Consider the following 26,008-nt stretch of genomic DNA (forward strand, 5'->3'; position numbering starts at 1 on the left):
CCGGCCCTCGGTCAGCGGCGCGGCCGCGCCGCACCTTCTCTGGTGCCCCGAGGGGAGGATCGGTCACTGCCGGTCCGCCGGATCGGTTGCCCGGTCTGCCCCTCGCCGGCTCTCGGGGACGAGGGGCCGGCCGGACGTGCTCGTCGCTGCCGTGACGGGTCATCGCGGTCCGACGAGCCCGACGGGTCGCCCGCTGTGCGCGGGTGCCCGTCCGGACTCTCGGCGGACTGACCGGAGGCTTGGCGCCGCCGTCTCGATCCCCGGTCGTCGGCGGCCCGGCGCGGGCGGCCTCCGCCGTCCTGGCCCCCGCTCTCCTCATGCTCGGCTTCCGGGCGTCGTCTGGGCCGAGGACGGAGCAGGTGACGAAGGCTCGCCTGCGCAGCTGCTCGGTCGTCTTGGTCGACTTCGTCGATGTCGTCCTCCGCGTCGTCCTCCGCGTCGTCCTCGGAGTCGTCCTCGGAGTCGTCCTCGGAGTCGTCCTCGGAGTCGAACTCCCCGTCGTCCTCCCCGTCGTCCTGTTCGTCGTAGTCGTCCTCGTCCTCGTCCTCGTCCTCGTCCTCGTCCTCGTCGTCGTCCTCGTCCTCGTCGTCGTCCTCGTCGTCGTCCTCGTCTCGCCCGCCGTCGTCCTGGTCGCCGGCCCGGTCGTCCTCCTCGTCGAACTCCGCGTCCTCCTCGGCGTCGAACTCGGCGACGTCGGGATCCTGATCGTCGGACTCGGTGCCGATTTCACCGGCGGTATCGGTGTCTTCAAGGGTGATGCGGATGTTCAGCCTTTTCGTGCCCAGGAGGATGTAACCGCTGATGTCGACAGCATTGACCGGTGATGGTTCGCTCACGTTGGGTGACTCCCTTGCGCGGTCGATCTTGCGTAGTCGATATCGCTCGGCGGCGAGCGAGCCGGGCATCAGGTCCGCCGGGTGCAGATTCGCAACTCGGGTAGCGAAGGAATTCGACTCCGACGCGGTCGCATTGCGATCACATGAGGCTGCCAGGTTCTGTGTGGCTACCCGACCGGCGGACGCTGAACCCACGAATGAGGTGGTCGAGATCAGCTCGGGACCAGGATCCACCGGCAGTAGTCCGATCTGCCGAAGCAGCGTTGGGACGTCTGCACGAGCGAGAAGCCGCGCGCCCTCAGCTCAGCCGGCGAGCGAGCCGACCGTCACCTTCCACTCGTGCAGCGTGCGGTCCTTCGTGACGCCGTGCTGCGTGTACGGGTCCTGCTCCACGAGCCGCTGTGCGCTCGCCTCGTCGTCGGCCTGCATGACGATGATGCCGCCGCTCAGGTCCGCCAGGGGGCCGGCGGCCACGACGGCGCCGTCGGCGCTCAGCCGCTCCAGGTGCGCGAGGTGATCGGCGCGGCGCTCGCTGCGCTGCGGCGTGTCGTTGTAGCCCTAGGTGAGAACGAACAGGGGCACGGTTCCTCCTGGGCGAACGGGATGTGCGGGATCGGTGGTCGGGCCGCTCAGGCGGACAACCCGTACACGCGACGGGCGTTGTCGGCGAAGATCCATCGCTGTTCCTCGGGAGACCTCGAGGACAGGGCGTCGCGCCACGCGTCGACGAGCGGGGGCATCGCGGTCCAGAGCTTCTCGACCGGGAAGTTGCTGCCGAACATGGCCCGCCGCGGGCCGAACAGGGCGAGCACCTGCTCCGCGACGAGCGTGATCAGGCCGGGGTCGACGCGATGGACGAACGTGCCCTGCCCGGTCAGCTTGACGACCACGTTGGAGTGCGCGGCGAGCGCGCGCAGGCCGCTCGCCCAGCGGGCGACCTCGTCCTCGTCGCCGGCGTCGACGAGCATGCCCGCGTGCACGAGCACGAACATCGTGTCGGGGCATGCGGCCACGAGCTCGGCCGCGGCCGGCATCTGGTCGGCGAAGACCTGCAGCTCGAAGAGCCAGCCCAGCTCCGCGAGCCGTCCGACGTTCCGCACGAGCACCGGGTCGAGCAGAGCGTCGGGCGCACCGGCGAAGCGGAACTCCTCCCGCGGGTGCCAGTGCAGCTGCAGCCGGGTGCCCCGGACCAGTGGGGAGACGGCCGCCTGTTCACGCAGCACGGACATCGCGTCCGGGCTGAACAGGTCCGCCGACCCGACCACGGCCGACGGCCACCCCGATTCGCGGTGGACCTCGGCGAGCCACCGCACCTCGTCCACGGCCCGGTCCATCGGCCAGTTGGTCTGCACGTACACCGACTCGACGATCCCGGCGCTCTTCGCGTCCTGCACGTACTCGTCGATGAGGTAGTCGCGTCGGATCGGTTCGTGCGGGCCGAAGATCCGGGGCACGTTCCCCGCTGCGAGCCATGGCAGGTCACGCGGCCGCCAGACGTGGTGGTGGCAGTCCACGACGGGGCCGCCGTACCGTCCGTGCTGGTTCATCCATCCGCCTTCCGGTCGGCGAGCTCGTCCAGGCCGCGCAGGACCCGCTCGGGGGTGAACGGCATCGTGGTCAACCGGACGCCCACGGCGTCGAAGATGGCGTTGGCGATGGCCGGGATCGGGGCGTTCGCGGTCATCTCACCGATCCCCTTGGCGCCGAAGGGGCCGTTGTCCGCCGGTCGCTCCAGCAGCACGCTCGTCTGCGCCGGGGTGTCCGCGGGACCCGGCATCAGGTACTGGCTGTAGTCGATCGGCCCGTGCTCGCGGGAGTGCGGGTAGTACGGCTCGGTCGACTCGAACAGCGCGTGCGAGACGCCCATCCAGGCCCCGCCCTCCACCTGCTGGTTCACCAGCGCCGGGTTGAGCGCGCGGCCGATCTCGTAGGTGTTGTGCAGGCTCAGCACCTCGACGACGCCGGTCTCGTCGTCGACCTCCACGTCGGCCACGGTGCACGCGTGCGCTTGGCAGGAGTCCGGATCCATCTCTCCGGTCTCGGGATCCGGGTAGCTGCGTTCCTTCAGGAACATCCCGCGTCCCGAGATGCTCCTCCCGTGCGTGAAGTGCGCCGCGCCGGCGATCTCGCTGATGTGGATGCGCCGCGACGGCGCCCCCCTGACGGCGACGTGGCCGGTGCCGTCGGTCTCGAGGTCGGCCGCGTCCACCTCCATCTCGTCGGCGGCGACCTGCAGCATCACCTCCCGGGCCTCCCGGGCCGCCATGATCACCGCGTTGCCGACGCGGTGGGTGCCGCGGCTGGCGAAGGTGCCCATGCAGTGCGGCCCGGTGTCGGTGTCCGCGGTGTCGACGATCACCGACCCGAACGGGATGCCGAGGACCTCGGCCGCGCACTGTGCCACCACGGTGCGCAGCCCCTGCCCGAGGTCCACCGAGGAGAGCGTGACGACGAACGCCCCGGTGGTGGTGGCGTGCACCAGTGCCTGGGACGGGTCGCCGCCCAGGTTCATCCCGGTGGGGTAGTTGACCGCGGCGTAGCCCCGGCCGCGACGCAGTGCCATCTTCTCAGTGCTCCCGCGGTGTGGTGGACGACAGCCGGCGGTACTCCGGAGCCAGTTCGTGACCGACGAGGTCGGCGGCCCGCTGGATGACCTCGATGAGGCCGGTGCCCGACGCGACCTTGCGGTGGGCCTTGACGTCGCCGTCGCGGTAGGCGTTCTTCAGCCGCAACTCCAGCGGGTCCATCTCGAGCTCGCGCGCGATCTGGTCCATCTGCGACTCCAGCGCGAAGTCCCCGATCGTGACGCCGAACCCGCGCATCGCGCTGGACGGCGTCCGGTTGGTGTACACGCAGTAGCAGTCGATGTGGACGTTGGGGATCGTGTACGGCCCCGGGAAGTGGGCGGCGGCCTTCGTGGTGCCGTAGGGGCTGTGCCGGGAGTACGCACCCGCGTCGACGTACAGGACGATCTTGCGGGCGACGATGCTGCCGTCGTCCAGCACCCCGTCGGTGATCACGATCCGCTCCGCGGCGCGGGAGGAGGAGACCTGCATCTCCTCCTCGCGGCTGTAGCTGTACTGGACCGGCCGGTTGGTGACCGACGCGGCGATGCAGGCCAGCGGCTCGACCATCACGTCGACCTTGCCGCCGAACCCACCACCGACGGTGCCGCCGACGACCTGCAGGTCGGCGAACGGGCGATCGATGATCAGCGCGGTGTTGTCGAGGGTGAAGAAGGCCGCCTGCGTGTTGCTGTGGATGCGCAACCGCCCGTCGCCCTGCGGGACGACGATGCAGCCCGTCGTCTCCGTGGGTGCGTGCTCGATCGGGGCGGAGCCGTACGTCCAGGAGAAGACGTGGTCGGCGGCGGCGAGCCCAGCCTGGATGTCGCCGAACCGGACGCGGCGGCAGTGGTGGCCTTCGTAAACGAAGTAGTTGGTGCCCGACTGCTTGATCACCGGGGCGTCGGGGGCGAGCGCTTCCTCGACGTCGAGCACCGCGGGGAGGTCGGTGTAGTCGACGACCACCCGGCCCGCTCCCTCCCAGGCGGCCTCCTCGGTCTCGGCGACCACGGCGACGATCGGCTCTCCCCGGTAGAGCACCCGGTCCTCGGCCAGCACCGGCTCGTCGTTCGGCTCGATCCCGATCAGCCGCAGCACGGTGTACCAGTTGTTCGGCACGTCCTCGTGGGTGAGGACGGCGACGACCCCCGGCACCTGCCGGGCAGCGGCGATGTCCACCCGGTCGATCAGGGCGTGGTGCCGGGTGGACCGGTGCACCTTGAGGTGGAGCAGGGCTCGCGGCGCGGTGTCCTCGAAGAACCGGGTGCGCCCGGTGACGTGGCCGTGCGCGTCCGGGCGCTGGACCGTGGAGCCGATCACGCTGAACGAGCCGCGCCGCTCGTGCGGGAAGTAGTCGTGGTCGATCGGGTTGACGCGGACCATCAGCTGCCGACCTCCGCGGTCGTGACCGCCGGTGCCTGCCGGGTGCGTTCGGCGGCATCCAGTACGGCGGCCACGATCGGCTCGTAGCCGGTGCATCGACAGACGTTGCCCGAGAGCCCCTCGCTGACCTCGTCGCGCGTGGGCGCCGGGGTGCGGCGCAGGACCGCGCACGACGACATCAGCATGCCGGGGGTGCAGAAGCCGCACTGCTGGGCGAAGTTGTCGAGGAACGCCTGCTGCAACGGGCTGAGCCCGCCGTCGGGGCCGGCGAGACCCTCGACGGTGGTGACCTCCGCGCCGTCCACGGTCACCACCGGCACGAGGCACGACACGACGGGTTCGCCGTCGAGGAGCACCGTGCAGGTGCCGCAGGCGCCGTGCGAACACCCGCGCTTCGTGCCGGTCAGGCCCAGGTTCTCCCGAAGCGCGCGCAGCAGTGTGGTCGACGGACGGGCGATCAGCTCCCGTGGCGAGCCGTTGACCCTGAGGGTGACGATCTGGGATGGCACCACACACTCCTCGATCAGTGGCCGAGCAGGGCCCGGCGCAGGTGGACGGGGAAGACGCGACGGCGGTACCAGGCAGAGGCGTAGGCGTCGTCGAAGGGCTCGATCAGCGGGTCCGCGGCGTGGGCGGCGTCGCGCACGCTCGCCTCGTCGAGTGGGCGGCCGACGAGCGCTCGTTCGGCCGTGGCGCACCTCAGCGGCCGCGGCGCGAGGCCGCCGAGTGCGATGCGCGCGTCGTGCACCGCGCCGTCGGCCATCGTGAGCGCTGCCGCGACGGTGACGATGCTGGCGGTGTTGAACCGCCGCCGGCCGGCCTTGTGGTAGCGGAAGGCCGCCGGCCGGCTGAACCGCACGCCCGTGACCAGCTCGTCCCCCGCCACGCCGATCGAGAGCATGTGTTCGAGGGGCAGGGTGCGAGCTCCTGCGGCTCCCTGGATCTCGACGTCGGCGCCGAGGGCGAGCAGGGCCACCGCCAGGTCGCCGTAGGGCTGGCCCACGAAGAGGTTCCCGGCGACCGTGGCCAGGCTCCGCACCGGGCGGGCCGCGATCGAGCGGACGCACGGGTGCAGGACGGCGAGGCGCTCGTCGTCCTCGATCCGGGCCAGCGTGGTCGTGGCTCCGATGGTCACCGTGTCCGGGCCCACCGCGATTCCGTCGAGACCGACGCGGCGCAGGCTGACCAAGCGCGTCGGCGGGGTGGCGTGGTCGTTCAGGCGGGGCATCAGGTACGTGCCCCCCGCCAGTGGCCGGGCCTCCTCGGCCAGCGCGGCCCGCGCCGCGTCGAGGCTCTCCGGAACCAACACCGCGGTCAGCATCTCGTCGAGCCTCCAGCGTCATCGCAGGATTATCGATATCGATAATAAGCGTATGAGCGTCGCCGGCCCCGGTCAAGGAGAGCCGGACGGTGTACAGCGACCGCCAGGACGGAGGATGGCCGCATGACGGACCACGAGAGGCGGCCCGCCGCTCGACGCGTGTCTCGCCCGACGTTCAGCAGCCTGATCCGGGACGGGCTGCTCAAGCGCATCACGTCCGGCGAGTACGCCCCCGGTGAACGGCTGGTGGAGACCAGGATCGCCGCCGAGTTCGGCACGAGCCAGGCCCCCGTCCGCGAGGCGTTGCGCGACCTCGAGGCCCTCGGGCTCATCGAGAGCCGCCCGAGGCTGGGCAGCACCGTCGTACCGTTCGCCGAGCAGACGATCCGCGAGGCCTACGTGGTCCGGGCCGCCCTCGAGGAGGCGGCCACCCGCCTGTGCATGCTGCGCGGCGCCGTCCCCCGCTCCGCGATGGAGAAGGCCATCACGGAGATGCGTCGCAGCGCGGAAACGGGAGACGCCGACCTCATGAGCGCCTCGAGCAGCGCCTTCCACCGCGCGGTCGTCGAGGCGAGCGAGAACCGCCTGCTCATCCGGGCCTGGGAAGCGCTGCAGATCGAGGCCCGTACGTCCATCGCGCTGATGGTTCTCGAACCCGATCTCGCCACCGTGGCCGAAGACCACCAGCAGCTGCTCCAGGACATGGTCGACGACGACGTCGAGCGTGCCTGCCGGCACGCCCGCGAGCACCAGCTGGCCTACGCACAGCTCCCCCACCGTCCGGGCGCGCTCGACACCACCGAGGAGACCCGCTGATGCCCATCCCCTCCGCCGGCGAGCCGCCGGGACGATGTGCGACTCGCTCCCGCGTCGTCGCTGCCGGGGAGGCCTGCGTTTGCGCGCCACGCTGTCCAGATCGCCACCTTCTTGCCGCTCTGGCAAGAGAGTGTGCGGACACCGCAACCCCGCGCCTACCTTCTGGGCAGGACGGCCGACGATCGGCCCCATCCATGAGAGCCCGAGGAGCACGGCAATGCGTACGGCAACCGTCAGGAACGTCGACGACTCGCTTCCGACCGGCACGGTCGAGGCCGTCGTGATCGGCGGCGGCGCCGCCGGCCTGAACGGCGCGCTCGTGCTGGCCCGCTCGCGCCGCTCGGTCGTCGTGATCGACAGCGGCAGCCCGCGCAACGCGCCGGCCGAGGAGGTGCACGGCCTCCTCGGCATGGAAGGAACGGCCCCGGCCGAGCTGCTGCGCCGCGGCCGGGAGGAAGTGCGCCGCTACGGGGGCCGGGTCGTGGCGGGCGAGGTGACGTCTGCGTCCCCGGCCGCCGCGTCCGGCGAGGGAGACCCGCGCTTCACCATCGCGCTGGCCGACGGCAGGACCGTGCAAGCCCGCCGGGTACTGGTCGCCACCGGGCTGCGCGACGTGCTCCCCGACGTTCCCGGCCTGGCCGAGCACTGGGGCCATGGCGTGGTGCACTGCCCGTACTGCCACGGCTGGGAGGTGCGCGACGAGCCCATCGGCGTCTTCGCGGTGGGGCCCGCCTCGATCCACCACGCCCTGCTGTTCCGCCAGCTGACCGACGACCTCGTGTACTTCACTCGCGGCACCGACCTCGACGAGTACTCCCGCGCCCGGTTGACCGCCCGCGGTGTTCGCGTCGTCGACACCCCGGTGTCCCGGGTCGAGTCCGACGAGAACGGCATCACCGGCGTGCGCCTCGGCGACGGGCGGGTGCTACCGCGGCGCGTCCTCGCCGTGGCCACCACGATGCTGGCCCGCGCCGACGGTCTCGAGGGTCTGCAGCTACCGATGGAGGACCTCCCGCACGGCATGGGCCGCCGCTTCGTGACCGGCACGGCGGGCACCACCGCCGTCCCGGGGGTGTGGGTCGCGGGCAACGCCACCGACCTGACCGCACAGGTCGGCGCCTCGGCCGCGGCCGGAGCCCTCGCCGGCGCTCACATGAACGCCGACCTCGCCGCCGCTGCCGCCGACGCAGCGCTGGCCGCGCAGCTCACCGCCTCCCCCGCCTGAGCGGCCCCACGTCGCGACAGTCGGCCGAACCGCCTCGGGCACCTGCTCCGGCGTCGATCCGGGCTCGACACGCTCGGTCTGCAACGTTTGCCTTGTAAGTTGCATCATTTCCCACATACGCTGCACAGGTGCGTGACGGCGATCACGATGAGCGGCCCTGCGCCGCCTCCGCGCTGCAGCTCGCCCGCCGCACCTTCATGGCCGGAGAGCGGATCGACGTCCAGCATCTGGCCGCGGCGCTCGGTGTGGACCGCACCACGCTGTTCCGCTGGGTGGGCAACCGGGATCAGCTCCTCGTGGCGGTGCTGACCTCGCTGGCCGACCCCACCCTGCGCAATGCTGCAGCCGCCGCGACCGGCACCGGACCGGACCGGATCGCGCAGATAGTGCGGCTGTTCTCCCAGTCCCTGATCGATGCACCGTACTACCGAAGCTTTCTGCGCCGGGAGACCGAGCGCGCGCTACGGCTGATCACCACTCGGGCCAGCCCGCTGCAGCAGCACGTGGTCGGCGCCGTCGAGCGGCTGCTCGAGCAGGAGCGCGACCGGGGCCACCTCGACCCGGCCATGGAGCCGCGCGACCTGGCGTACCTGGTGGTCCGGATCGTGGAGTCGTTCGTCTACTCCGACCTGATCACCGGCGAGCAGCCGGACGCGGAGAAGGTGGAGATCGCTGTGGCAGCCCTGCTGCGAGGAGCCGGAACCCGCCGCTGAATCCGACGAGGAGGAACATCCATGGCCACTCTGCAGGGCACCTGTGCACCGCGGTTCGACGCCGTCCGCGAGGCGCTGCAGCACAACATCGACTCCGGCGAGGAACTGGGCGCGTCGCTGGTGCTGGACATCGACGGCGAGCGGGTGATCGACCTGTGGGGCGGCTTCCGCGACCAGGCCCGCACCGTGCCGTGGGACGAGCACACGATCACCAACGTCTGGTCTGCCACCAAGACCGTCACCAGCCTGGCCGCGCTGGTGCTCGTCGACCGCGGGGAGCTGGAGGTCCACGCACCGGTCGCGAAGTACTGGCCGGAATTCGGCGCCAACGGCAAGCAGGACGTCGAGGTCCGGCACCTGCTGGCGCACACCTCCGGGGTCTCCGGGCTGGAGCAGCCGGCCGCGGTCGAGGACCTCTACGACTGGGGCACCGTCACCGCCCGGTACGCCGCGCAGGCCCCCTGGTGGAAGCCGGGCACCGCATCGGGCTACCACGCCGCGAACCACGGGCACCTGATCGGCGAGCTGGTCCGGCGGATCACCGGGAGCCCGCTGAGGCAGTTCGTGGCGGATCACATCGCCGCGCCGCTGGGCGCCGACTTCCAGATCGGCGCGGCCGAGGCGGATTGGGACCGGATCGCGCCGGTCGTCCCGCCGCCACCGTCCGCCTTCGAACTGCCCCCGGACAGCGTGGCCGCCAAGACGTTCTCCGGTCCCCCGATCGCCGCCGATCACGCCAACACCGCCGACTGGCGGCGGGCCGACATGGGCGCTCTCAACGGGCACGGCAACGCCCGCTCGATGGCCCGGATCCTGTCCATCGTCGCCCGCGGCGGCGAGGTGGACGGCGTCCGGCTGCTCGGGCCCCGGACCATCGACCTGATCTTCGACGAGCAGGCCGAAGGGGTGGACCTGGTACTCGGCATCCCGCTGCGCTGGGGCATGGGCTTCGGCCTGCCCCAGCTCGACACCCTGCCGTGGATCCCCGACGAACGGATCTGCTTCTGGGGCGGATGGGGTGGCTCCATGATCGTCATGGACCTCGGCCGACGGATGACGATCTCCTACATGATGAACCGGATGGCGCCCGGGATCATCGGCTCGGAGCGCAGCGCCGCCTACGGCCGCGCGATCTACGACGTCGTCGGTTAGCTCGCACTGGTCGTCACCGGGGCTGTCGAAGTCGTCCGCTACATCCGCCGGCGCGCAAGCGCCCCCGCGACGGGCACGGCAATCGGCTGAAAGACTGCTGCGGTGACGGCGTCGGGGGTCAAACCGTGTGAATCGCGTCGTGCGGAAGTACGGCGTGGACACCCCAGGTGTCGTTCGCGATCTGGGTGACGTGCAGGTCGACGACGGGACTGGCCAGGGCGAGCGCGACCGATCTCTCCAACCCGTACAGATGTTGGATCCAGTCGACCATTCCGGCCAGGGCTACGGCCGCGGCGTTGTTGAGCACTTCGTCGAAGCCGAAGGTCAACCGAGCCGTTGGCGTCACGGCGTGTATTCCCGGCACGGGGGCGGTGGCGTGGAGGTCGAGCGTGACCTCCGTCGTCATCGGACACTCGATCGCCGTGCCGGACACCTCGCCGTGCCCCTGTGCGGCATGGCCGTCCCCGAGGAGTAGGAGTGCGCCGGCAACGGTGACGGGGAGGTACAGCGTCGAGCCGGCGACCAGGTCCCGGCAGTCGATGTTGCCGCCGCCCCGGGTTCTCGGTGGGATCGTCGAATACTCGCCCGGATCCGCTGGTGGCAGTCCGATCACGCCGAGGAACGGTGCGGTCGCGACCGTGTGGCCCAGCTGGTTGGTAGCCGATCCGTTCTCCGTATCGATCGCCCACAGCAGCCAGGCCGGTGGCTTGCCCGCCACATCCAGTTGACGGGCCAACGTGTTGTCCTTCCCGCCGGCGCGGGTCCATCCCCACCCATCAGGTCGCATCGACGTCAGGTGAACCGCGAGCGTCATACCGGGTGCTGCCGAGCGCACCGCGATGGGACCGGCGAGGCAGTGCCCTCGCCCCGCCGGGAACATCTTGGGCTGCTGCTCACCCGGCGTGCGTTGCGGCTGGAGATGGCCTGACGCGTCCAGCGTGCGAACGATGACCGTGTCGCCGGGATCGACCTCCAGGACGGGTGGCGTGCTGTTGTCGAACACATCCACCACGGTGTCCGGAGATGGCTCGAGATGGTGCCGGGTCATTCTGTCACTCCCCCTGTCGCACGATGGCAAGTTCTGGTGTTCTGCATTTCTCCACCGGCAGCGCGTCTCGCCCGGACTCGACCCCGGGCGCAGGAGCCGATCGGCTCAATTGAGAACCTGGTACGTGATGATTTCACGCGTGATGATCGGCGGGGTCGAGAACTGACGGTGTTCCGACCTTCCGCGGCTGGCATGCGCATGGCGGAGTGCTCCTCCGGGGCTCGTGCGGGGAAGCGGGCGCTTCACCACCCGTTGACGAGCGCTCGCGCCGGATTCAGCCGACGACGTAGAAGTGCAGCCGGACCGTGTCCGGGCGCCGCTCCCCCGTGCCCACGATGATCCGTTCGGTGAGCCACGCCCATCGGGCGCTCGCGGTGCTCATCCGCGGGGTGCAACGGAAGTAGATGCGGTCCGTGGGCACCGGCTCGCCGTGGGCCGGGCCCGCCGCGCGGCGGCCCGGACGCAGGCCGGATCGTGCTCAGCTCGGTCTGAGCGACGGCGCTGCTCCTCCGCCCCCACCCCGGCGGACGAGGCGGGCGTCCGGTTCACGCCTCCGGCCGCCCGGAGAGGATCGCCTTCGCCACCTCCGCCGGTGCCTCCCGCGGCGGGAAGTGGCCGACACCGTCCAGGACCACCCGCTCGTACCCGGCCCGGAACAACTCGTCCTTGCCCTCGGTCGTCTCGGGCAGGTTGTCGGCGTCCTGCGCACCGTGCACCACCAGCGTCGGCCGCAGGACCGGCGCGGGACCCAGCAGGCGCCGTTCGACCCCCTCGTACGCGGGGTCGCCGTCCGCCTCGCCCCAGCGGTGCAGGTAGGCGTGCACCGTGATCGCCGGCCAGTCGTCGTTCTCCCACGCCCGTGCCGCCAGCTCGAACTCGGCGTCCGGGAACGACCAGCCGGGCGACCATGCCTGCCACAGGTACCGGCAGAACGCGCGCCGGTCCTCACGCATCGCCCGTCGTCCGCGCTCGGTCGCGACGAACCACTCGTACCAGTACGCATGCGTCAGCGGCCAGCTCAACGCCGCGTCCGGGCGGTTGGTGACGTGACCGGCGGACAGAGCGACGATCCGCGCCACCCGCTCCGGGAACAGCGCGCCGACCACGTACGCCGCGCGGGCGCCCCAGTCGTGCCCGACCAGGACCACATCCCTCAGATCCAGCGCCTCCAACAGGTCGGCCAGATCACGGCCCAGGGCACCGATCTGCCCGCTCCGCAGCGTGTCCGGTGACCGGAACCGCGTCGCGCCGAACCCGCGCAACCACGGCCGGACCACCCGATACCCGGCGTCGTGCAGTGCGGGCAGCACACCGTCCCAGCAATGCGGGTCGTCCGGCCAGCCGTGCACCGCGACCAGCGGCCGGCCGTCCTCCGGGCCGCTGAACTCGCAGTCGATCCCGAGCGTCTCGGTGGGAACCGTCCTGCCCATCCCGCGAGGGTTGCCCGACGCCGAACGACCGAAACGGCTCCGGGGTGAGCCGGGGTCAGGGAGCCGACGTGGTGAGCGAGGCCGGTAGTCCGGTGCCGTCGAGCGGTTCCCACGGGGTGGCGATCCTGCGGTAGGTCGTCATCACGCGGTCGGCAGCCCAGAGCGGCTCGGTGTCGGCGTGGTAGTCGGCGCGCCAGGCGGCGTTCAGGCTGGCCTCGAAGTCCGCGCGGTCCGCCCACTGCTCGTAGAGGAGGATGTGGGCGGGATCGCCGTCGTCCTGGTGCAGCCAGTAGCGCAGCATGCCGTGCTCGGCCACGCAGGCGGGCCCGTAGTGGTCGAGCATGAGACGCAGCCAGGTGTCCACGGCTTCCGGGTCGAGCCGGAACTCGGCCGTCACCACGATCGCGTCGCCCATTGCGCTCCTCTCCTCTGGTCCGAAGGGCTACCCCGGCACCGTCGGCCGCACACCGCGGATGCGACCGGGCGCCGGTCCCGGTGTTCGCCGACGGCTCGCCCATGGAGAGCGGTGGTCACGGTCAGTGCCCTCTGTCATCGTCGAGAACCGGCGCGCCAACTCCGTGCGCGATCGCAGAACCCAGCGTGCGGTAGATCTGCTCATACCATCGGCGACGGCTCACCCACACCGCGCACGGCAAGGTCGTCATCCTCCCGCCCAGCGCCTGACCCGCCTTCGACTCCGTCGTCCGACGGGCACCATCACCGACCGCGCAGGCGCCGAGCGGCGAGGTGTCAGCCGGTGAGGATCGCGGTGAGCGCGTCGGGTGCGTCCCTCATGACGTTGTGACGGGTGGCCAGTTCGTGGGTCTCCCAGGCCGGATCGTCCCGGAGCCGGTCGTACTGCTCGCGGAACGGGGTGGCGTCCCATCCGGAAGCGAAGATCAGCGTCCGGCGGGGGATGCGGGCGTGCGCCCCCGTGAGCCGCACCTCCTGCAGGAAGCTGGCCATGGGATGTGGCACGGCGCGCGGGTCGAGGCCGGGCGGGGCGGCCACGTGCAGCCCGTCGCCGCGGGCTCCCTCGATCACCACCGAGCGGTAGTACTCGTTCGCGAGGTCCCACCAGCTCTCCCCGTCATGCGGGACGAACGCGTCGATGTAGACCAGGTGCCGGATCCGCTCCGGCATGCGGTCGGCCACGCCCGTGATCGGCATTCCGCCGTAGCTGTGCCCGCACAGGACGACGTCGCCGGGAACCGACTGCACCACCTCCGCGGCGTAGTCGATGTGCGTGTCCAGGTTGATCGGCCCGCTGGGCCGTTGCGCCGCCTGCCCGGGTTCGAGGCCGGGCAGGGTGATGGCGTGCACGGAGTGCCCCAGGCGGCGCAGCCGATCGGTCAGCGGCTGGTAGTCCCAGCCGCCGTGCCAGCCACCGGGCACCAGGACGAAGGTGGTCACGTCGACTCCGGATCGTGATCGTGACCGTGACCGGCGAGGACCAGCCACGATCGGGGGTGCCATGGGAGTGACCCGCGCGGGCTCACCGCCGGGCGAAGAATTCGGTCAGGTGGTCGGCGAGCACCCGGGGCTGTTCCTCCGGGATCCAGTGGCCCGCTTCGTCGATCACCACGTCGTGGACCTGGTCGGCGAACTGGCGGAGCGAGTCGGCGACCTCGCGTCCGCGTCCCCATCCTCCGGCGCCGCCGATCGCGAGCACCGGCATCGGCAATGCGCCCTTGCCGGCGAGGGCGGCGTTGTCGGCGATGTCCTGGGGCGTGGCGCGGTAGTACTCGAACCCCGCTCGTAGCGCATCCGGCTGTGAGTACGTTCGCAGGTACTCGCGGACCTCGTCGTCGGAGATGGCGTCGGACGTGTACCCGAAGCTCCGGTAGAACCAGCCGAGGTAGACGTCTTCCCGGCCGGCGACCAACGCCTCCGGCAGCCCCGGGGTCCGGTGGAATGCGTGGTGCCACCTGCGCCCACCCTGGCTGATGTCGGTGGCGCCGAGGCCGGGGATGGTGACGTCGATGACGGCGAGGGCAGCGACCGACTCGGGGTGGTGCGCGGCGAGCGAGTACGCCGTCACGCCGCCCCAATCGTGTCCGGCCAGGTGGAACTCGTCGATGCCGAGCTCGTCGTGCATCAGTCGGTGTACGTCACCGGAGACGGTTCGTTTGTCGTAGCCCGACGACGGACGGGACGAGTCCCCGAGCCCCCGCAGATCCGGGGCCACGACCAGGTGGCCCTCGGCGAGCAAGGGGATCACCTTCCGCCAGCAGAACCACGTCTGGGGCCATCCATGCAGCAGCACCACAGCGGCGCCGCTGCCGGCGGTGACGAAGTGCAGACGCACGTCACCGAGCTCCGCGTGATGGTGGTGCACCTGCGTCATCTGCCCACACCCCCAACGGTAATACCGATCTGCACATTGGTACGACCACTTGGGGGCGTTGTCAAGGCTGGAGTGCTCAGCCCGCCGACTCGACCTCACGCAGCAAGGCGTCGAACGCTTCGAAGTGGTGGTCGACGGCGCGCATCGCAGCGTGCTCGTCGCCGCTCATGACCGCCTCGTGGATCGCGAGATGCAGGTCGACCATGATCGTGCTCTCGGTCAAGGCAGGGCGCGCCCTGCTGCGGCGATCCCTGAGGTCTCGCTCGAGCACGCCGTCCAGCACCTCGGCGAAGAAGGTCAGCGCGGGGTTGCCGGCCGCCCTGAGCAGCGACTGGTGGAACAGGAGGTCCGCCTCACCGATCGCGTCGAGGTCGGGCGCCGTGGTCATGGTGTCGACCGCCTTGCGCATGTGGGCGATGAGCACGGGGTCGGCCTTGCGTGTCGCCTCCTTCGCCGCCTGGCGCTCCAGCCCGATGCGCACCGACTCCAGCGCCCGCAGCGGCAGGTGCGAGGCGTTGATGCTGAGGTTGAGCGCGGCCGTCAGGCCCTCGGGGCGGAGGTGCTGCACGTAGGTGCCCGAGCCGCCCCGCCGGTACAGGATGCCGAACGCCTCGAGTTGACGCAGACGGTCACGCAGGGCCGTCCTGCTGACCTCGAGCTGTACCGCGAGGTCTCGCTCGCTCGGCAGGCGTTCGCCCGGCTCGAGATCACGCACGAGACGCGCCAGCGAGGCCGCGACCGGGTCGTCCGCGAACGGGTCCGAGTGGCCGCTGTCACGGGTCGGCTCGGCAGGCATAGCGGCAATGGTACTACCAATCGGCGGCCCCTCGCGCGCACTCACCCGGACACGGGGAGCCCGGCGAAGGTGGATCAGTGGGCCCGCCGTCGCGTCCAGCCTGTGGCGCGCGGTGCCGCGTCCCGGAACGGCTCCGTGCATGGTCACGTCGGCCCCATTGGTCTGCGCCGGGCCTTCCAGCAGGTATGGGGTCGACCTGATCACGGAAAGCGGCTCGAGCGGCGGCATCGAGTTCGGCTCGCGGGGTGACCCGGTCGGCCGGCGAGCACGAGGTCGCGCACCTCGTCCAGCCGCCGGCGACCGCAGGCGGTGCCATGTCCCGCGTCCCGTCGGGCAGCGGGCGCGGTGTCGTGGATGCCGTGGCACGGCCCACCGCCAGCGGCACTCACCTTGAACGCCCCGTCCAGGATGCCGGCGACCATCCGCCTGCCGACGAAGACGAACAGCACGAGCAGCGGGAGCGTCGCGAGGAACGAGCCCGACATCGCGAGCCCGAGGTCGATGGCAGAGCAACAGTTCTACGGCGAGAGCATGCGCCGCGCCGGGAAGAACGCGCTGCTCCGCCAGGCCTACGTCGAGTCGGTCGGCCATTGCGCCTTCTCCCCCGCCCAGCAGCAGGCCGCCCTGCGCACGATGACGACGCGCCTGGAGACCGGGCGGTGGCCGGCGACGGACCCGGCGGCGATGAACGACCGGGCCGTCGAGGCCGGAACGGACCAGAGGCCCCGGTACCTGCCGTTCACGCCGCCACGGTTCAACCGGCCCTATCGGGCTGAGGTGTTGCCGGGCGGCATGGGTCAGAACGGCGGTGGTTCCTCGTCGCGTGGCTGCTCCGGCGCCGGAGGTGGGCGTGTGCGAGGGGTTTCGGTGGCGGGTGGTTCCAGGATTCGTCGTTCCCAGCGACGCAACCGCCGATCCAGCTCGGCGGTACTCTCCTCGGACACCTCAGGCGCGGCGTCCGGGTCGGGGACGTCGGGCCGAACCGGTTCGCCGCGCGTGCGGTAGGTACGCCCCAGCGGGCTGCCCCACACGAACAGTCCCGGCTCGGGCTGGTCCAGCGTCCAGCCCCGATCCTTGTCCGGGTGGTGGCGCTTGCAGCCCGGACCAATGTTGGCCTCGACGGTCCGACCACCGCGACTGTGATCATGAGTGTGGTCCAGATCGCAGCGGCGGGCCCGGGCGGGTACAACCCGGGCCGACACAGTTCCGATCACGGATGCGGACGTGCCCGGCCAGCGGCCCACGCGCGAACCGTGCATGCGGATGCGCGGCCAGCAACCGCCGCAGGCGGTCGCGGTCGGCCCAGGCGGCGGCGATCTCGGCCAGCACCCCGGCCCATGCGGCGAGGCGGGGATCGGGGTCGGTGCTGTAGCGCTGCAGTTCCTCGAGCGTCACGTGTAGCTCGACCACGCCGCCCCTGACCGCGAGCGGACGGCTCGTGCTGCGCGGGCGGCGACGCAGGGGCCCGGCGAGCAGCAGGTAACCCGCCGTGTCGACGACGGCGAACCTCCAGGCGGCACCCCGCCGCTGCGCGGCGACCGCGGCACGTGCGACGCCGGCCCCGACCGGGCCGAGCCCGGGGATCTCGCCGGGCCGGTCGTCGAGACCGGCCAGAGTGGCCAGCCCGACGCGAATCTCGATGCCCTCCCGGATGGCGACCCGGCCGGAACACGCGCCACCGCCGGCCCTCGGAGCCACGGGCTCGGGAGCAGCAGGCCCGGCCGCAGCGGCCGCGGAGGTTTCGGGGGCCGCGGTCGCGGAGGTAGCGGTCGCAACAGCCGCGGTATCGGAGGTCGTGCTCCCGGCAGAGGCAGCGGAATCGACGGCGGAGACGGCAGCTGCGGAGGCGTCGGCAGCGGCGGCACCGTCGGAGGAGCCGCCAGCGCCAGAGGCAGCGCCAGAGGCAGCGGCGCCAGAGGCAGTCGAAGCCGCGGCATCGGACTGGGCGGCCGCGCACTCGGCAGTCGAGGACTCGGCAGTCGTGGTCTCGGGGTCGCGGTGGTCCTCGCGTCGTCGCCGGCCCAGCAGCCGGGCGATGATCTGCTGCTCGTCGAGGCCGTGGAAGGCGCCGTTGAGCATCGCGAGGTAGAGGTCCGCGGAGATCTGCGGCCGTGTGCCGGGGTGCCCGGCCCGCTTGGCGGTCTCGACCAGCCGGTCCAGCCGGGCGCCCGCGGCGGCGGCCTCGTCCGGCGGCAACCCGTTGCCGACCAGCGTGGCCGTGCCGGTCCTCGGATCCAGGTACAGCGCCACGCCCCGGGCCTGCACCGCGCGTTCGTAGCGGCGCCGCCGCAGGTCCGGGTCGATCGCCTGCACCGCCCGCAGCAACCGGTCCGACAACTGCTTCGTGGTGAGCCCGGGAGCCAGCGGCACGAACTTCTCGCACAGCAGCCGCGCCTGCCGCTCGGTGACATCCCCGTTGGCCGGGTCCAGGTACTCGACGAACACCCGCGCCTTGCCCCGGTCGATACGACCCTGCAGCAGGGCTTCCTGCACCAGCGGCAGTCGTTCGACGAGGGCGGTGGCGAACTCGAGCTCCCGGTCGGCAGTCGTGGGCGTCCAGGTCAGCCCGGCGGCGATCTCGTGGGCGGCCCACTCGAACCGCTCCGCCGCCCGTGCCACCACCTCGTCCCGCTCACCCTCGGCGTCGGCCAGGGCGACGGTGTCGGAGACCTCGACCATCTCCGCGAACAACAGGGCGTGATCGTGCGCCAGCTGCCTCGAGCGGGCCTGCAGGACCTCGACCCGCCGCGCGTTCGGGACCGCCGCACCCACCAACTCCTCCAGGACAGCAGCCAGTTCCGCGCCGGGCGGTAGGTCCACCGCCCGGTCCACGAGTGCTGCCACCCCCGCCATGATTCGAACCTACGTTCGACCCCCGACAGAACCCAGCCGTCTCCGACGACTACCGAGCGGACCACCCGAAAAGCCCAATGAGCGTGCGCACGCGTGGGGCCAACCCCACGCCGCCTCACCCTCGGCCGGAGAACCCAGCTGAACCACCCGGCCCTGAGCGTCGGTCCCGCGCCGACCCCATCCGATAACGACGGGCAGAACCGCGACGAGCAGATGCCCGTCGGGATCCGCGCGCCGCCTGTCGCCGCGCCACCAGGGAGGAGCTGCGCCGATGCGTGTCGGTCCGGAGGACGAGGAGATGCTCACCGACGGCGAGGACGGAGTCACGGTCATCTGGGAGACCAGCTCGGGTGGCGGGGGCGGCGGCGGAGAAGGCGGTCTCGGAGGGGGCGGCGGAGGCGGTTTCGGAGGGGGCGGGGCCACGGACGCGGGCGCGACCTGGCCGCCGGAGCGGCCTGCCGCGGACGAGGCATCCGACGAGTACGGCGACGTGACCGACGCGAACGGCAACGTCATCGGCCAGTACCACATCCACACCGTCACGCATCCCGACGGTTCGTCGGAGTTCAGCCGAACCGACACCAACGCCGACGGTTCGACGAGCGAGGCCTACGGAGGTGTGGACGCAGAGGGCAACGGGTCCTACTCCCAGCGGGTCATGCACTCCGACGGCTCGAGCGTGTTGGTCACCCGGACCAACGGGCCGGACGGGCACGGCACCGAGCAGAAGACCTGGGTCGACGCCAACGGCAACACCACCGACCAGGAGACCAGCGACTTCTGACCCCGGTCCGATCAGGCCGGGGTGAAGCGCATCGGGACGGAGCGGGTGCCCCACTCCGCCCAGCGGGCCATGAGGACGTCGCCGGAGACCGCGAGGTCGCTCGTGCGGGCGAGCAGCTCCTCCAGCGTCATCCGCAGCATCATCCGGGCGAGCGGGGCCCCCGGACAGGCGTGGATGCCCGCGCCGAACGGGATCGCGGCGCGCAGGTTCGGCCGGTCCAGCACGAACTCCTCACCGTTCTCGAAGATCTCCTCGTCGCGGTTGGCCGAGGTGTAGACCAGAGCGATCGGCTCGCCCTCGCGGATCAACCGCCCCCCGATGACGACGTCGCGGCGCGCGGTCCGCGACATGCCGCGGTACGGCGTGAAGAGCCGCAGGTACTCCTCCACCGCGCCCGGGATCCGCTCCGGCTCGGCCCGCAGCAGCGCCTGAAGGTCCTTGTGCTCGGCGAGGTGCGCGAGCATCGTCCCGATGAACACGCTCGGCGCCACCATGCCGGTCACCAGGAGCTGCCGGACGCAGCCCAGCACCATGTCGTCCGGCAGCCCGGCCGCGAGCAGTGCCGCGGTCAGGTCCTCGTCGGGGTCGGTGCCCTCGGCCCTCCGCGCCGCGATGACGTCGGCCGCGATGCCGTAGAGGAGCCTGCTGCCCCGCTTGACCTCGTCGTCGTCGACGAGCTGGATCGCACGCACGTACTCGGCGCTGATCTGCTCGATCCGCGCGGCCAGCTCCAGCGGGAGGTGGAAGAACTCGGCGAAGACGTGCGCCGGCATGGTCTGGGCGTACGCCGGGCCGACGTCCGCCTCACCGGCCGCGACCAGCCCGGCGACCAGCCGCGCGACGTGGCCGCGCACGGCGGGCTCGAGCGCCGCCATCCGGCCCCTCGTGAAGAACCGGTTGATGACCCGGCGGTAGTCGGTGTGTTCGGGTGGATCGAGGTGCAGCGGCGGGCGGCGGCCCGTGAAGGCGAACTTCGGCACCACGTTCTGCACGCTGGTGGTGAAGGTCCCGGCGTCCTGCAGGACCGCGACGACGTCGCGGTGCGCGAACAGCGCCCAGAACCCGCCGTAGGCCTCGCTCCGCGCCACCGGGCACCGCTCGCGCAGCTCCTTGTACAGCTCGTGGGAGCTGGTGAACGTCTCCTCCGCGAGCGGGTCGAAGTGGTGCTCCCCCGGCCGGGCGGGGATCGGTTCCGGCGGTGTCGTTTCCGGCGGTGTCATTTCCGGCGGTGTCATGCGGTCGCCTCCACGGGTTCGGGGGCCGGGCGCCCGGTGCGCTCGGCCAGCAGTCGCCGTCCGACGACCGACGCGGCCAGCGCGATCAGCACCAGCACCGTGACGTACAGCGCCACCGCCCAGCCCGAACCCGTGGCCTGGACGAGCAGGCCTGCCAGCAGCGGCGTGGTGCCGCCGAGGACGGCGTCGGAGGTCTTGAAGCTGAAGCCCGCGCCCGTCACCCGGTCCTCGGGGCGGAAGAGCAGGACGTAGATCGGCACCGACGACACCACCATCCCGTTGACGGCGACCTGGCCGAGGCACAACGCCACGAGCACGACCGGCACGGCGCCGGAGTCCAGCGCGGCGAAGAGCAACCACGCCATGAGGGCCAGCCCGATCGCACCGGCCTGGTAGAGCCGCGGCAGGCCGATGCGGTCGATGCGGGTGAGCAGCCCGATCGCGGCCACCACCGCGATGATCTGCGCGGTGGTCATGCAGGTCAGCATCGTCGTGCGGTCGAGCCCGGCCTGGTTCACCGCGTACGACAGCGCGTAGGTGTTGAGCAGGTAGATGCCGGTGACCGCCGCACCCGCGAGGAAGAACACGAGCGCCATCGACGCGCCGTTGGTGGTGAGCACCCGGCGCATGTCGCCGCGGTGCCGGGTGCGCGTCGCGACCCTCTCGCGGAACACCGCGGACTCGGCCACCCCCATCCGCATCCAGAGGCCGACGGCGAGCAGCACCGCGCTGACCAGGAACGGCAGCCGCCAGCCCCATGCGAGGAACTGCTCGTGGCTGAAGAAGGCGGTCAGCGGCAGCACCGTCAACGCGCCGAGGATCGACCCGATCGGCCCGCCGACGCCCACCGCGCCGCCCCACAGCCCCCTGCGGTGCTCGGGGGCGTGCTCGACGGCCAGCGTGGCCGCCCCACCCCACTCGCCGCCCACGGCGAGGCCCTGCAGCAGGCGCATCACCGTGAGCAGCACCGGAGCAGCGACGCCGATCGTCGCGTACGTCGGCAGCACCCCGATCCCGATGGTCGCGATGCCCATCAGCAGCAGACCACCGACGACGACCGCGCGCCGGCCGTAGCGGTCGCCGACCCGGCCGAACAGCAGCCCGCCGAGCGGCTTGGCCAGGAACCCCGCCGCGAAGGTGGTGAACGCGGCGAGCGTGCCGGCCGCCGGGTCGAGCGTCGGGAAGAACAGGTCGTTGATCACGAGCGCGGACATCGTGCCGTACACGCCGAACTCGTAGTTCGCGAGGCAGATGCCGATCGGCCCCGCGAGCAGCGCGCGGAGGCCGGGCCGGGTGGGGGGTGCGGAGCTGGTCACGTCGTGCCTCCACGGTGAGACGGCGAGCGGGGACCGGAGCGACGGGCGCCGGGCGTCCGGCGGACGACACGTTACGTGCATAAGTCCGTCCGGACAATTGACTGTCGTCTATTTTCCGATGGGTCCGATCCACGGCCCGTCGCCCGCCGGGATCGCGGCGGCGGTCTCGCCCCGCAGGACGTCGGCACTCGTCCGGTGGGCGGCCAGGGGCGCGAGCGCGGGATCGTGCCTGCCGACGAGCTGCGCGAAGCGTTGCTCGGCGGGCGGCCCGAGCCCGTCGTAGACCTCGACGAACAGGGACCGGGCGGCGGGCAACGGCCAGTCGGCGGGCAGCAGCGTGGCCGGCAGCTCGGGATCGAGGTCGGGGAACTCCCGCCACGCCGTCATCAGGTGGGTGCGGGCGACCAGCGCCTCGGCCGGGCCGACCCGCCCCGCCCGGACGCGTTCGCGCAGCGCGGCGTGCTCGGCGAGGAACACCGTGTAACGCTCCCGGAGCTCGACGAGGTCCCATGCGGCGACCGGCTCGCCCGCGGGACCCGCGGTCAGCATCTCGGCCCGGACGACCGTCGCGGTCTCCACCCCCAGGTCCGCCAGCACGGCGGCGACCCGGTCCCCGACCTCCCACGGCGACACCCACACGCCGTCGTACAGCGGCGCGAGCCCGAGCCATCTCAGCCGGGTGCGCACGGTGCGCCGGGTTTCCCGCTCCTCCTCGGGCACGGTGAACAGGGCCATCGTCCACCGGCCGTCCCACTGCCGATCCCCGGCGCCGAAGCGCATCAGCCGGGTCAGGTGGGCCACGATGGTCTCGCGGGTGCGTGCGGGCACGCCGTAAGCGGTGGTGCGGCCGGACCGGGTGGCCACCACCGCACCGCGCGCGGCCGCACGCCGCATCGCCGCCCGCGCCGCCTGCTCGGCCAGCCCGAACTCCCCCATGACCTCGACCAGGGCGGCGGACGGCAGGGGTTCGGGCCGCCAGAACCAGTAGTCCCCCAGCAACGTGCCGAGCAGCCGTTGGCTGTGCCGGGGCACCGCAGTCGACTCGGGATCCCGCGTGCCGGCCACCGGGCCATCCTTCCCGACCGGACCGCCCCGGCACCTGGCCGGCCCGTAGTCGGCCCTCAACCATCAGGGTTCCTTACTCTCATCGGGTGATATCCATTGCGCGACCGCCCGGGCGAGGAGAACATCGGGACCATTCATCAGGATTCCTGATGAAATTCAAGGAGGTTCGTGTCTTTCCTCGATCCCGGGACGTGGCGGGGCCGGCTCTACGCAGCCTCCTGGGCGGGAGTCCCGGAGGGACCCGCGACGTGGCGGGACCCACGACCGCGATCGAGATCGCGGGCTCGCCGGGGGGTGCACCCAGGTATCGGCGGCGCGCGCCGACATCGAAGCCTTCACCGAGACCCAGTGGGTCACCGTCCGCGCCGGGTCCGCTCGGCACCCGTTCTGAGAGGTACGACCGTCATGGCAGCACCCACCACCACCCCGGCCGAGACCGCGTGGGGGAACACCGTCCTCGTCGAGTTCGACGATGGCATCGCCTGGGTCACGCTGAACCGCCCCGAGAAGCGGAACGCGATGAACCCCACCCTCAACGACGAGATGGTCCGCACCCTCGACGCCCTCGAGGGCGACCCCCGCTGCAAGGTCCTGGTGCTCACCGGGGCAGGCGACTCGTTCTCGGCGGGGATGGACCTCAAGGAGTACTTCCGCGAGGTCGACGAGTCCGGCGACCCCGCCCTGCAGATCCGCGTCCGCCGCGCGTCCGCGGAGTGGCAGTGGAAGCGGCTGGCGAACTGGTCCAAGCCGACGATCGCGATGGTCAACGGGTGGTGCTTCGGTGGCGCGTTCACCCCGCTCGTGGCCTGCGACCTGGCGATCTCCGACGAGGAGGCGCAGTACGGCCTCTCCGAGATCAACTGGGGCATCCCGCCGGGCGGCGTGGTCTCCCGCGCGCTGGCCGCGACCGTCAGCCAGCGGGACGCGCTGTACTTCATCATGACCGGAGAGGCCTTCGACGGGCGACGGGCCGCCGAGATGCGGCTGGTCAACGAGGCGGTCCCGGCATCCCACCTGCGCGAGCGGACGCGCGAGCTGGCAGTCAAGCTGGCGTCGATGAACCCGACCGTGATCCGGGCGGCGAAGGTGGGCTACAAGCTCGCCCAGGAGATGCCGTGGGAGCAGGCCGAGGACTACCTCTACGCCAAGCTCGAGCAGTCCCAGTTCCTCGACGCCGAGCGCGGCCGGCAGAAGGGCCTCTCGCAGTTCCTGGACGAGAAGTCCTTCCGGCCGGGCCTGTCCGCCTACTCGAACGACTGACGGCACGGGAGGCGCGTCGATGCGCGATGGCGGACCCGGCTCGTGGCCTGCGCGCCGCGCCCTGATGACGCCGGGCCGAATGCAGAAGGCGGCCGTGCGCGAGCGCTTCGCGTGATGGTCCGGGCGGTGCGGGACGATCCGGATGTGACGGACGAACCCCTGACCCTCTACCTGGTCAAACGCCTCGAGCTGGCGATCCGGGCCAGGATGGACGATGCGCTGCGCCCGCACGGCCTGACCACCCTGCAGTTCACGGCGCTCGCCGCGCTGCGCGCCCGGGACGGGCTGTCGTCCGCCCAGCTCGCCCGGCGCTCCTTCGTCACCCCCCAGACCATGAACGAGATGGTCCAGTGGCTCGAGCGCCACGGGCACATCGCCCGCCACCGCGACCCGGACAACCGCCGGGTCCTGCTGATCAGCCTGACCCCGGCCGGCCGGGACCTGCTGGAGCGCTGCGACCCGCTGGTCGGTGCGATCGAGGCGTCGATGCTCGGTGCCGTGCCGGCGGTGCAGCACGCACTCTTCCGGCAGAGCCTGCAGCTCTGCTACGGCGCACTCACCGACGAGGCGCCGTGAACGTCGCAGGCGGGCCGGCCACCATGCGTCACGAGCGGCGCTCAGCGTCCCCTCGGCGTTCATCGCCGGGGAGTACGAAGCGGAGGTGGGAGGAGACGATGCCGAGCTCGGGCATCCGTGCCCCTTCGCGGCAGCCGACCGCCGTGAAGGACGCGGTGCGCGCGAGCAGTTCCTCCAGCGCGACCCGCAGCATCAACCGCGCCATCGGAGCGCCGGGGCACCGGTGGCGCCCCCGCCCGAATGCGAGGTGGTCGGCGATGTTGGGCCGGTCGAGCTCGAAGCCGTCGGGATCGTCGAAGACGGTCGCGTCACGGTTGGCCGATGCATAGGTCAGCGTGACCGGCACACCCGGCAGGATCTCGCGGCCGAGCACGACGGTCGGCTCGACCACGGTGCGCGCGAAGCCCCGGTAGGGCGCGTAGAGCCGCAGGAACTCCTCCAGCGCCGCGGGGACGAGGTGCGGTTCGGCGCGCAGCCGCTGCTGCAGCTCCTGCTCCGTTCCGAGGTGGGTCGCGATCGAGCCGATGACGATCGGGGGCGCGACCATGCCGACCACGAGCGACTGGCGCAGCGCACCGACGATGTGCTCGTCGTCGAGCGGCTCACCGTCGACCCGTTGGGCGAGCAGCGAGCTGGCCGGATCCTCCTCGACGGGACGCGGGTGCTCGCGGCGGTCCGCGACGAGCGCGCGCGCGATGTCGTACATGCGGCCGCTCATGGTGTTGACAACCTCGGCGTCCTGCAGCCGCCACGCCCGCACCCAGCACGCGGCGGTCTCCGCGAGCGCCGGCGCGAGCTCCGGATCCAGGTTCAGCCACTCCGTCGTCACCCAGGCCGGGTAGAGGGCGCCGAACTCCTGCGCGATGTCACCGGAGGCCCGCTCGAGCATCGGGGTGAGCACGCGGACGGCGTGTGAGCGCAGCACGGGCTCCAGACCGGAGAGCCGGCGCCGCGACAGCGTGGCGTCCAGCGCCCTGCGATAGGGCGTGTGGCGAGGAGCGTCGAAGTTGAGCGGTGGCCGCCGCAGTCCGCGCGGGTCGCTCGGCACCACCGCCTTGACCGAGGAGATGAACCGGGAGTCGTCCAGGGCGGCGGCCCGCACCTCCCGGTAGGTCGTCAGCGCCCAGAAGCCGCCGTACGAGTCGGTGTGCGCGACCGGGCAGCGCAATCGCAGGTCCCGGTACAGCGCGTGCACCTCGTCGGGGTCGTCCGTCGACGCCGGGTCGAAATCCTCGGGGATGTGCCGGGCCACCACGATGGTCGGTTCCTCCAGGTGATTCGAACAGGA

Annotated in this window: 27 protein-coding genes and 1 pseudogene; 7 read left to right on the forward strand and 21 right to left on the reverse strand. The window is 71.7% G+C overall.

Features of this window, described 5'->3' with window-relative positions; all coding sequences use genetic code 11:
- Window positions 1–11: 11 nt before the first annotated feature.
- The 7 genes and pseudogenes from ABEA81_RS06380 to ABEA81_RS06410 all read right to left on the reverse strand — a co-directional run bounded on the left by ABEA81_RS06380 (window position 12) and on the right by ABEA81_RS06410 (window position 6,092).
- The gene (locus ABEA81_RS06380; protein ID WP_345603866.1) at window positions 12–905 is read right to left on the reverse strand and encodes a hypothetical protein; all 894 of its coding nucleotides are present in this window, start codon (window positions 903–905) and stop codon (window positions 12–14) included.
- A gap of 234 nt (window positions 906–1,139) precedes the next feature.
- Window positions 1,140–1,367, reverse strand: a pseudogene (locus ABEA81_RS06385) (YciI family protein); the annotation flags it as partial.
- 98 nt (window positions 1,368–1,465) lie between these two features.
- Entirely contained in the window at window positions 1,466–2,383 is a 918-nt protein-coding gene (locus ABEA81_RS06390; RefSeq protein WP_345603867.1) for an amidohydrolase family protein, read from the reverse strand.
- Window positions 2,380–3,399: a xanthine dehydrogenase family protein molybdopterin-binding subunit gene (locus ABEA81_RS06395; protein ID WP_345603869.1), complete on the reverse strand. Its 1,020-nt coding sequence runs from the start codon at window positions 3,397–3,399 to the stop codon at window positions 2,380–2,382. Before ABEA81_RS06395 ends, ABEA81_RS06390 begins: the two co-directional genes overlap by 4 nt.
- A gap of 4 nt (window positions 3,400–3,403) precedes the next feature.
- Window positions 3,404–4,783, reverse strand: a complete 1,380-nt coding sequence (locus ABEA81_RS06400) for a xanthine dehydrogenase family protein molybdopterin-binding subunit (RefSeq protein WP_345603870.1) — start codon at window positions 4,781–4,783, stop codon at window positions 3,404–3,406.
- On the reverse strand, window positions 4,783–5,292 hold the full coding sequence (locus ABEA81_RS06405) for a (2Fe-2S)-binding protein (RefSeq protein ID WP_345603871.1): 510 nt from the start codon (window positions 5,290–5,292) through the stop codon (window positions 4,783–4,785). Before ABEA81_RS06405 ends, ABEA81_RS06400 begins: the two co-directional genes overlap by 1 nt.
- 14 nt (window positions 5,293–5,306) lie before the next feature.
- The gene (locus ABEA81_RS06410; protein ID WP_345603872.1) at window positions 5,307–6,092 is read right to left on the reverse strand and encodes an FAD binding domain-containing protein; all 786 of its coding nucleotides are present in this window, start codon (window positions 6,090–6,092) and stop codon (window positions 5,307–5,309) included.
- A gap of 135 nt (window positions 6,093–6,227) precedes the next feature.
- On the opposite strand from ABEA81_RS06410, the gene ABEA81_RS06415 reads away from it, so the two are divergent.
- The 4 genes from ABEA81_RS06415 (at window position 6,228) to ABEA81_RS06430 (ending at window position 10,010) form a co-directional block, all read left to right on the forward strand.
- Window positions 6,228–6,920, forward strand: a complete 693-nt coding sequence (locus ABEA81_RS06415) for a GntR family transcriptional regulator (protein WP_345603873.1) — start codon at window positions 6,228–6,230, stop codon at window positions 6,918–6,920.
- 217 nt (window positions 6,921–7,137) lie between these two features.
- The gene (locus ABEA81_RS06420; protein WP_345603874.1) at window positions 7,138–8,145 is read left to right on the forward strand and encodes an NAD(P)/FAD-dependent oxidoreductase; all 1,008 of its coding nucleotides are present in this window, start codon (window positions 7,138–7,140) and stop codon (window positions 8,143–8,145) included.
- Between the two features lie 128 nt (window positions 8,146–8,273).
- Complete coding sequence (locus ABEA81_RS06425) at window positions 8,274–8,858, forward strand: QsdR family transcriptional regulator (protein ID WP_345603875.1); 585 nt, start codon at window positions 8,274–8,276, stop codon at window positions 8,856–8,858.
- A gap of 21 nt (window positions 8,859–8,879) precedes the next feature.
- Window positions 8,880–10,010 (forward strand): serine hydrolase domain-containing protein, encoded by a 1,131-nt coding sequence (locus tag ABEA81_RS06430; RefSeq protein ID WP_345603876.1) that lies wholly within the window; start codon window positions 8,880–8,882, stop codon window positions 10,008–10,010.
- 118 nt (window positions 10,011–10,128) lie between these two features.
- On the opposite strand, the gene ABEA81_RS06435 is transcribed toward ABEA81_RS06430, so the two are convergent.
- The 10 genes from ABEA81_RS06435 to ABEA81_RS06480 form a co-directional block, all read right to left on the reverse strand.
- On the reverse strand, window positions 10,129–11,058 hold the full coding sequence (locus ABEA81_RS06435) for an acetamidase/formamidase family protein (RefSeq protein WP_345603877.1): 930 nt from the start codon (window positions 11,056–11,058) through the stop codon (window positions 10,129–10,131).
- Between the two features lie 274 nt (window positions 11,059–11,332).
- Window positions 11,333–11,524, reverse strand: a complete 192-nt coding sequence (locus tag ABEA81_RS06440) for a DUF3237 family protein (RefSeq protein ID WP_345604080.1) — start codon at window positions 11,522–11,524, stop codon at window positions 11,333–11,335.
- Window positions 11,525–11,603: 79 nt separating this feature from the next.
- The gene (locus ABEA81_RS06445) at window positions 11,604–12,488 is read right to left on the reverse strand and encodes an alpha/beta fold hydrolase (protein ID WP_345603878.1); all 885 of its coding nucleotides are present in this window, start codon (window positions 12,486–12,488) and stop codon (window positions 11,604–11,606) included.
- Window positions 12,489–12,543: 55 nt separating this feature from the next.
- Window positions 12,544–12,903 carry a putative quinol monooxygenase gene (locus ABEA81_RS06450; RefSeq protein ID WP_345603879.1) on the reverse strand — a complete coding sequence of 120 codons (360 nt, stop codon included), beginning with the start codon at window positions 12,901–12,903 and terminating at the stop codon, window positions 12,544–12,546.
- Window positions 12,904–13,238: 335 nt separating this feature from the next.
- Window positions 13,239–13,901, reverse strand: coding sequence for an alpha/beta fold hydrolase (locus ABEA81_RS06455; protein ID WP_345603880.1), 663 nt, complete (start codon window positions 13,899–13,901; stop codon window positions 13,239–13,241).
- A gap of 82 nt (window positions 13,902–13,983) precedes the next feature.
- Window positions 13,984–14,835: an alpha/beta fold hydrolase gene (locus ABEA81_RS06460; RefSeq protein WP_345603881.1), complete on the reverse strand. Its 852-nt coding sequence runs from the start codon at window positions 14,833–14,835 to the stop codon at window positions 13,984–13,986.
- A gap of 76 nt (window positions 14,836–14,911) precedes the next feature.
- The gene (locus tag ABEA81_RS06465; protein WP_345603882.1) at window positions 14,912–15,676 is read right to left on the reverse strand and encodes a FadR/GntR family transcriptional regulator; all 765 of its coding nucleotides are present in this window, start codon (window positions 15,674–15,676) and stop codon (window positions 14,912–14,914) included.
- Window positions 15,677–15,831: 155 nt separating this feature from the next.
- Complete coding sequence (locus tag ABEA81_RS06470) at window positions 15,832–16,116, reverse strand: hypothetical protein (protein ID WP_345603883.1); 285 nt, start codon at window positions 16,114–16,116, stop codon at window positions 15,832–15,834.
- Window positions 16,117–16,200: 84 nt separating this feature from the next.
- Window positions 16,201–16,374, reverse strand: coding sequence for a hypothetical protein (locus ABEA81_RS06475; RefSeq protein ID WP_345603884.1), 174 nt, complete (start codon window positions 16,372–16,374; stop codon window positions 16,201–16,203).
- A 400-nt stretch (window positions 16,375–16,774) separates the two neighbouring features.
- Entirely contained in the window at window positions 16,775–18,484 is a 1,710-nt protein-coding gene (locus ABEA81_RS06480) for a DUF222 domain-containing protein (RefSeq protein ID WP_345603885.1), read from the reverse strand.
- Window positions 18,485–18,755: 271 nt separating this feature from the next.
- Between ABEA81_RS06480 and ABEA81_RS06485 the strand changes: the two genes are divergently transcribed.
- Window positions 18,756–19,268 (forward strand): hypothetical protein, encoded by a 513-nt coding sequence (locus ABEA81_RS06485; protein ID WP_345603886.1) that lies wholly within the window; start codon window positions 18,756–18,758, stop codon window positions 19,266–19,268.
- Between the two features lie 11 nt (window positions 19,269–19,279).
- On the opposite strand, the gene ABEA81_RS06490 is transcribed toward ABEA81_RS06485, so the two are convergent.
- The 3 genes from ABEA81_RS06490 to ABEA81_RS06500 form a co-directional block, all read right to left on the reverse strand.
- Window positions 19,280–20,503 (reverse strand): cytochrome P450, encoded by a 1,224-nt coding sequence (locus ABEA81_RS06490; protein WP_345603887.1) that lies wholly within the window; start codon window positions 20,501–20,503, stop codon window positions 19,280–19,282.
- Entirely contained in the window at window positions 20,500–21,819 is a 1,320-nt protein-coding gene (locus ABEA81_RS06495) for an MFS transporter (RefSeq protein WP_345603888.1), read from the reverse strand. Before ABEA81_RS06495 ends, ABEA81_RS06490 begins: the two co-directional genes overlap by 4 nt.
- A gap of 108 nt (window positions 21,820–21,927) precedes the next feature.
- Entirely contained in the window at window positions 21,928–22,884 is a 957-nt protein-coding gene (locus tag ABEA81_RS06500; RefSeq protein WP_345603889.1) for a PaaX family transcriptional regulator, read from the reverse strand.
- Window positions 22,885–23,289: 405 nt separating this feature from the next.
- On the opposite strand from ABEA81_RS06500, the gene ABEA81_RS06505 reads away from it, so the two are divergent.
- Entirely contained in the window at window positions 23,290–24,144 is an 855-nt protein-coding gene (locus ABEA81_RS06505) for a p-hydroxycinnamoyl CoA hydratase/lyase (protein ID WP_345603890.1), read from the forward strand.
- Between the two features lie 114 nt (window positions 24,145–24,258).
- A complete protein-coding gene (locus ABEA81_RS06510; protein WP_425570476.1) occupies window positions 24,259–24,720 on the forward strand; it encodes a MarR family winged helix-turn-helix transcriptional regulator in 462 nt (153 codons plus the stop codon).
- A gap of 28 nt (window positions 24,721–24,748) precedes the next feature.
- On the opposite strand, the gene ABEA81_RS06515 is transcribed toward ABEA81_RS06510, so the two are convergent.
- A complete protein-coding gene (locus tag ABEA81_RS06515) occupies window positions 24,749–25,975 on the reverse strand; it encodes a cytochrome P450 (protein WP_345603892.1) in 1,227 nt (408 codons plus the stop codon).
- Window positions 25,976–26,008 lie beyond the last annotated feature (33 nt).

Origin of the sequence: Pseudonocardia adelaidensis, assembly GCF_039543345.1 — a bacterium.
GTDB lineage: Bacteria > Actinomycetota > Actinomycetes > Mycobacteriales > Pseudonocardiaceae > Pseudonocardia > Pseudonocardia adelaidensis.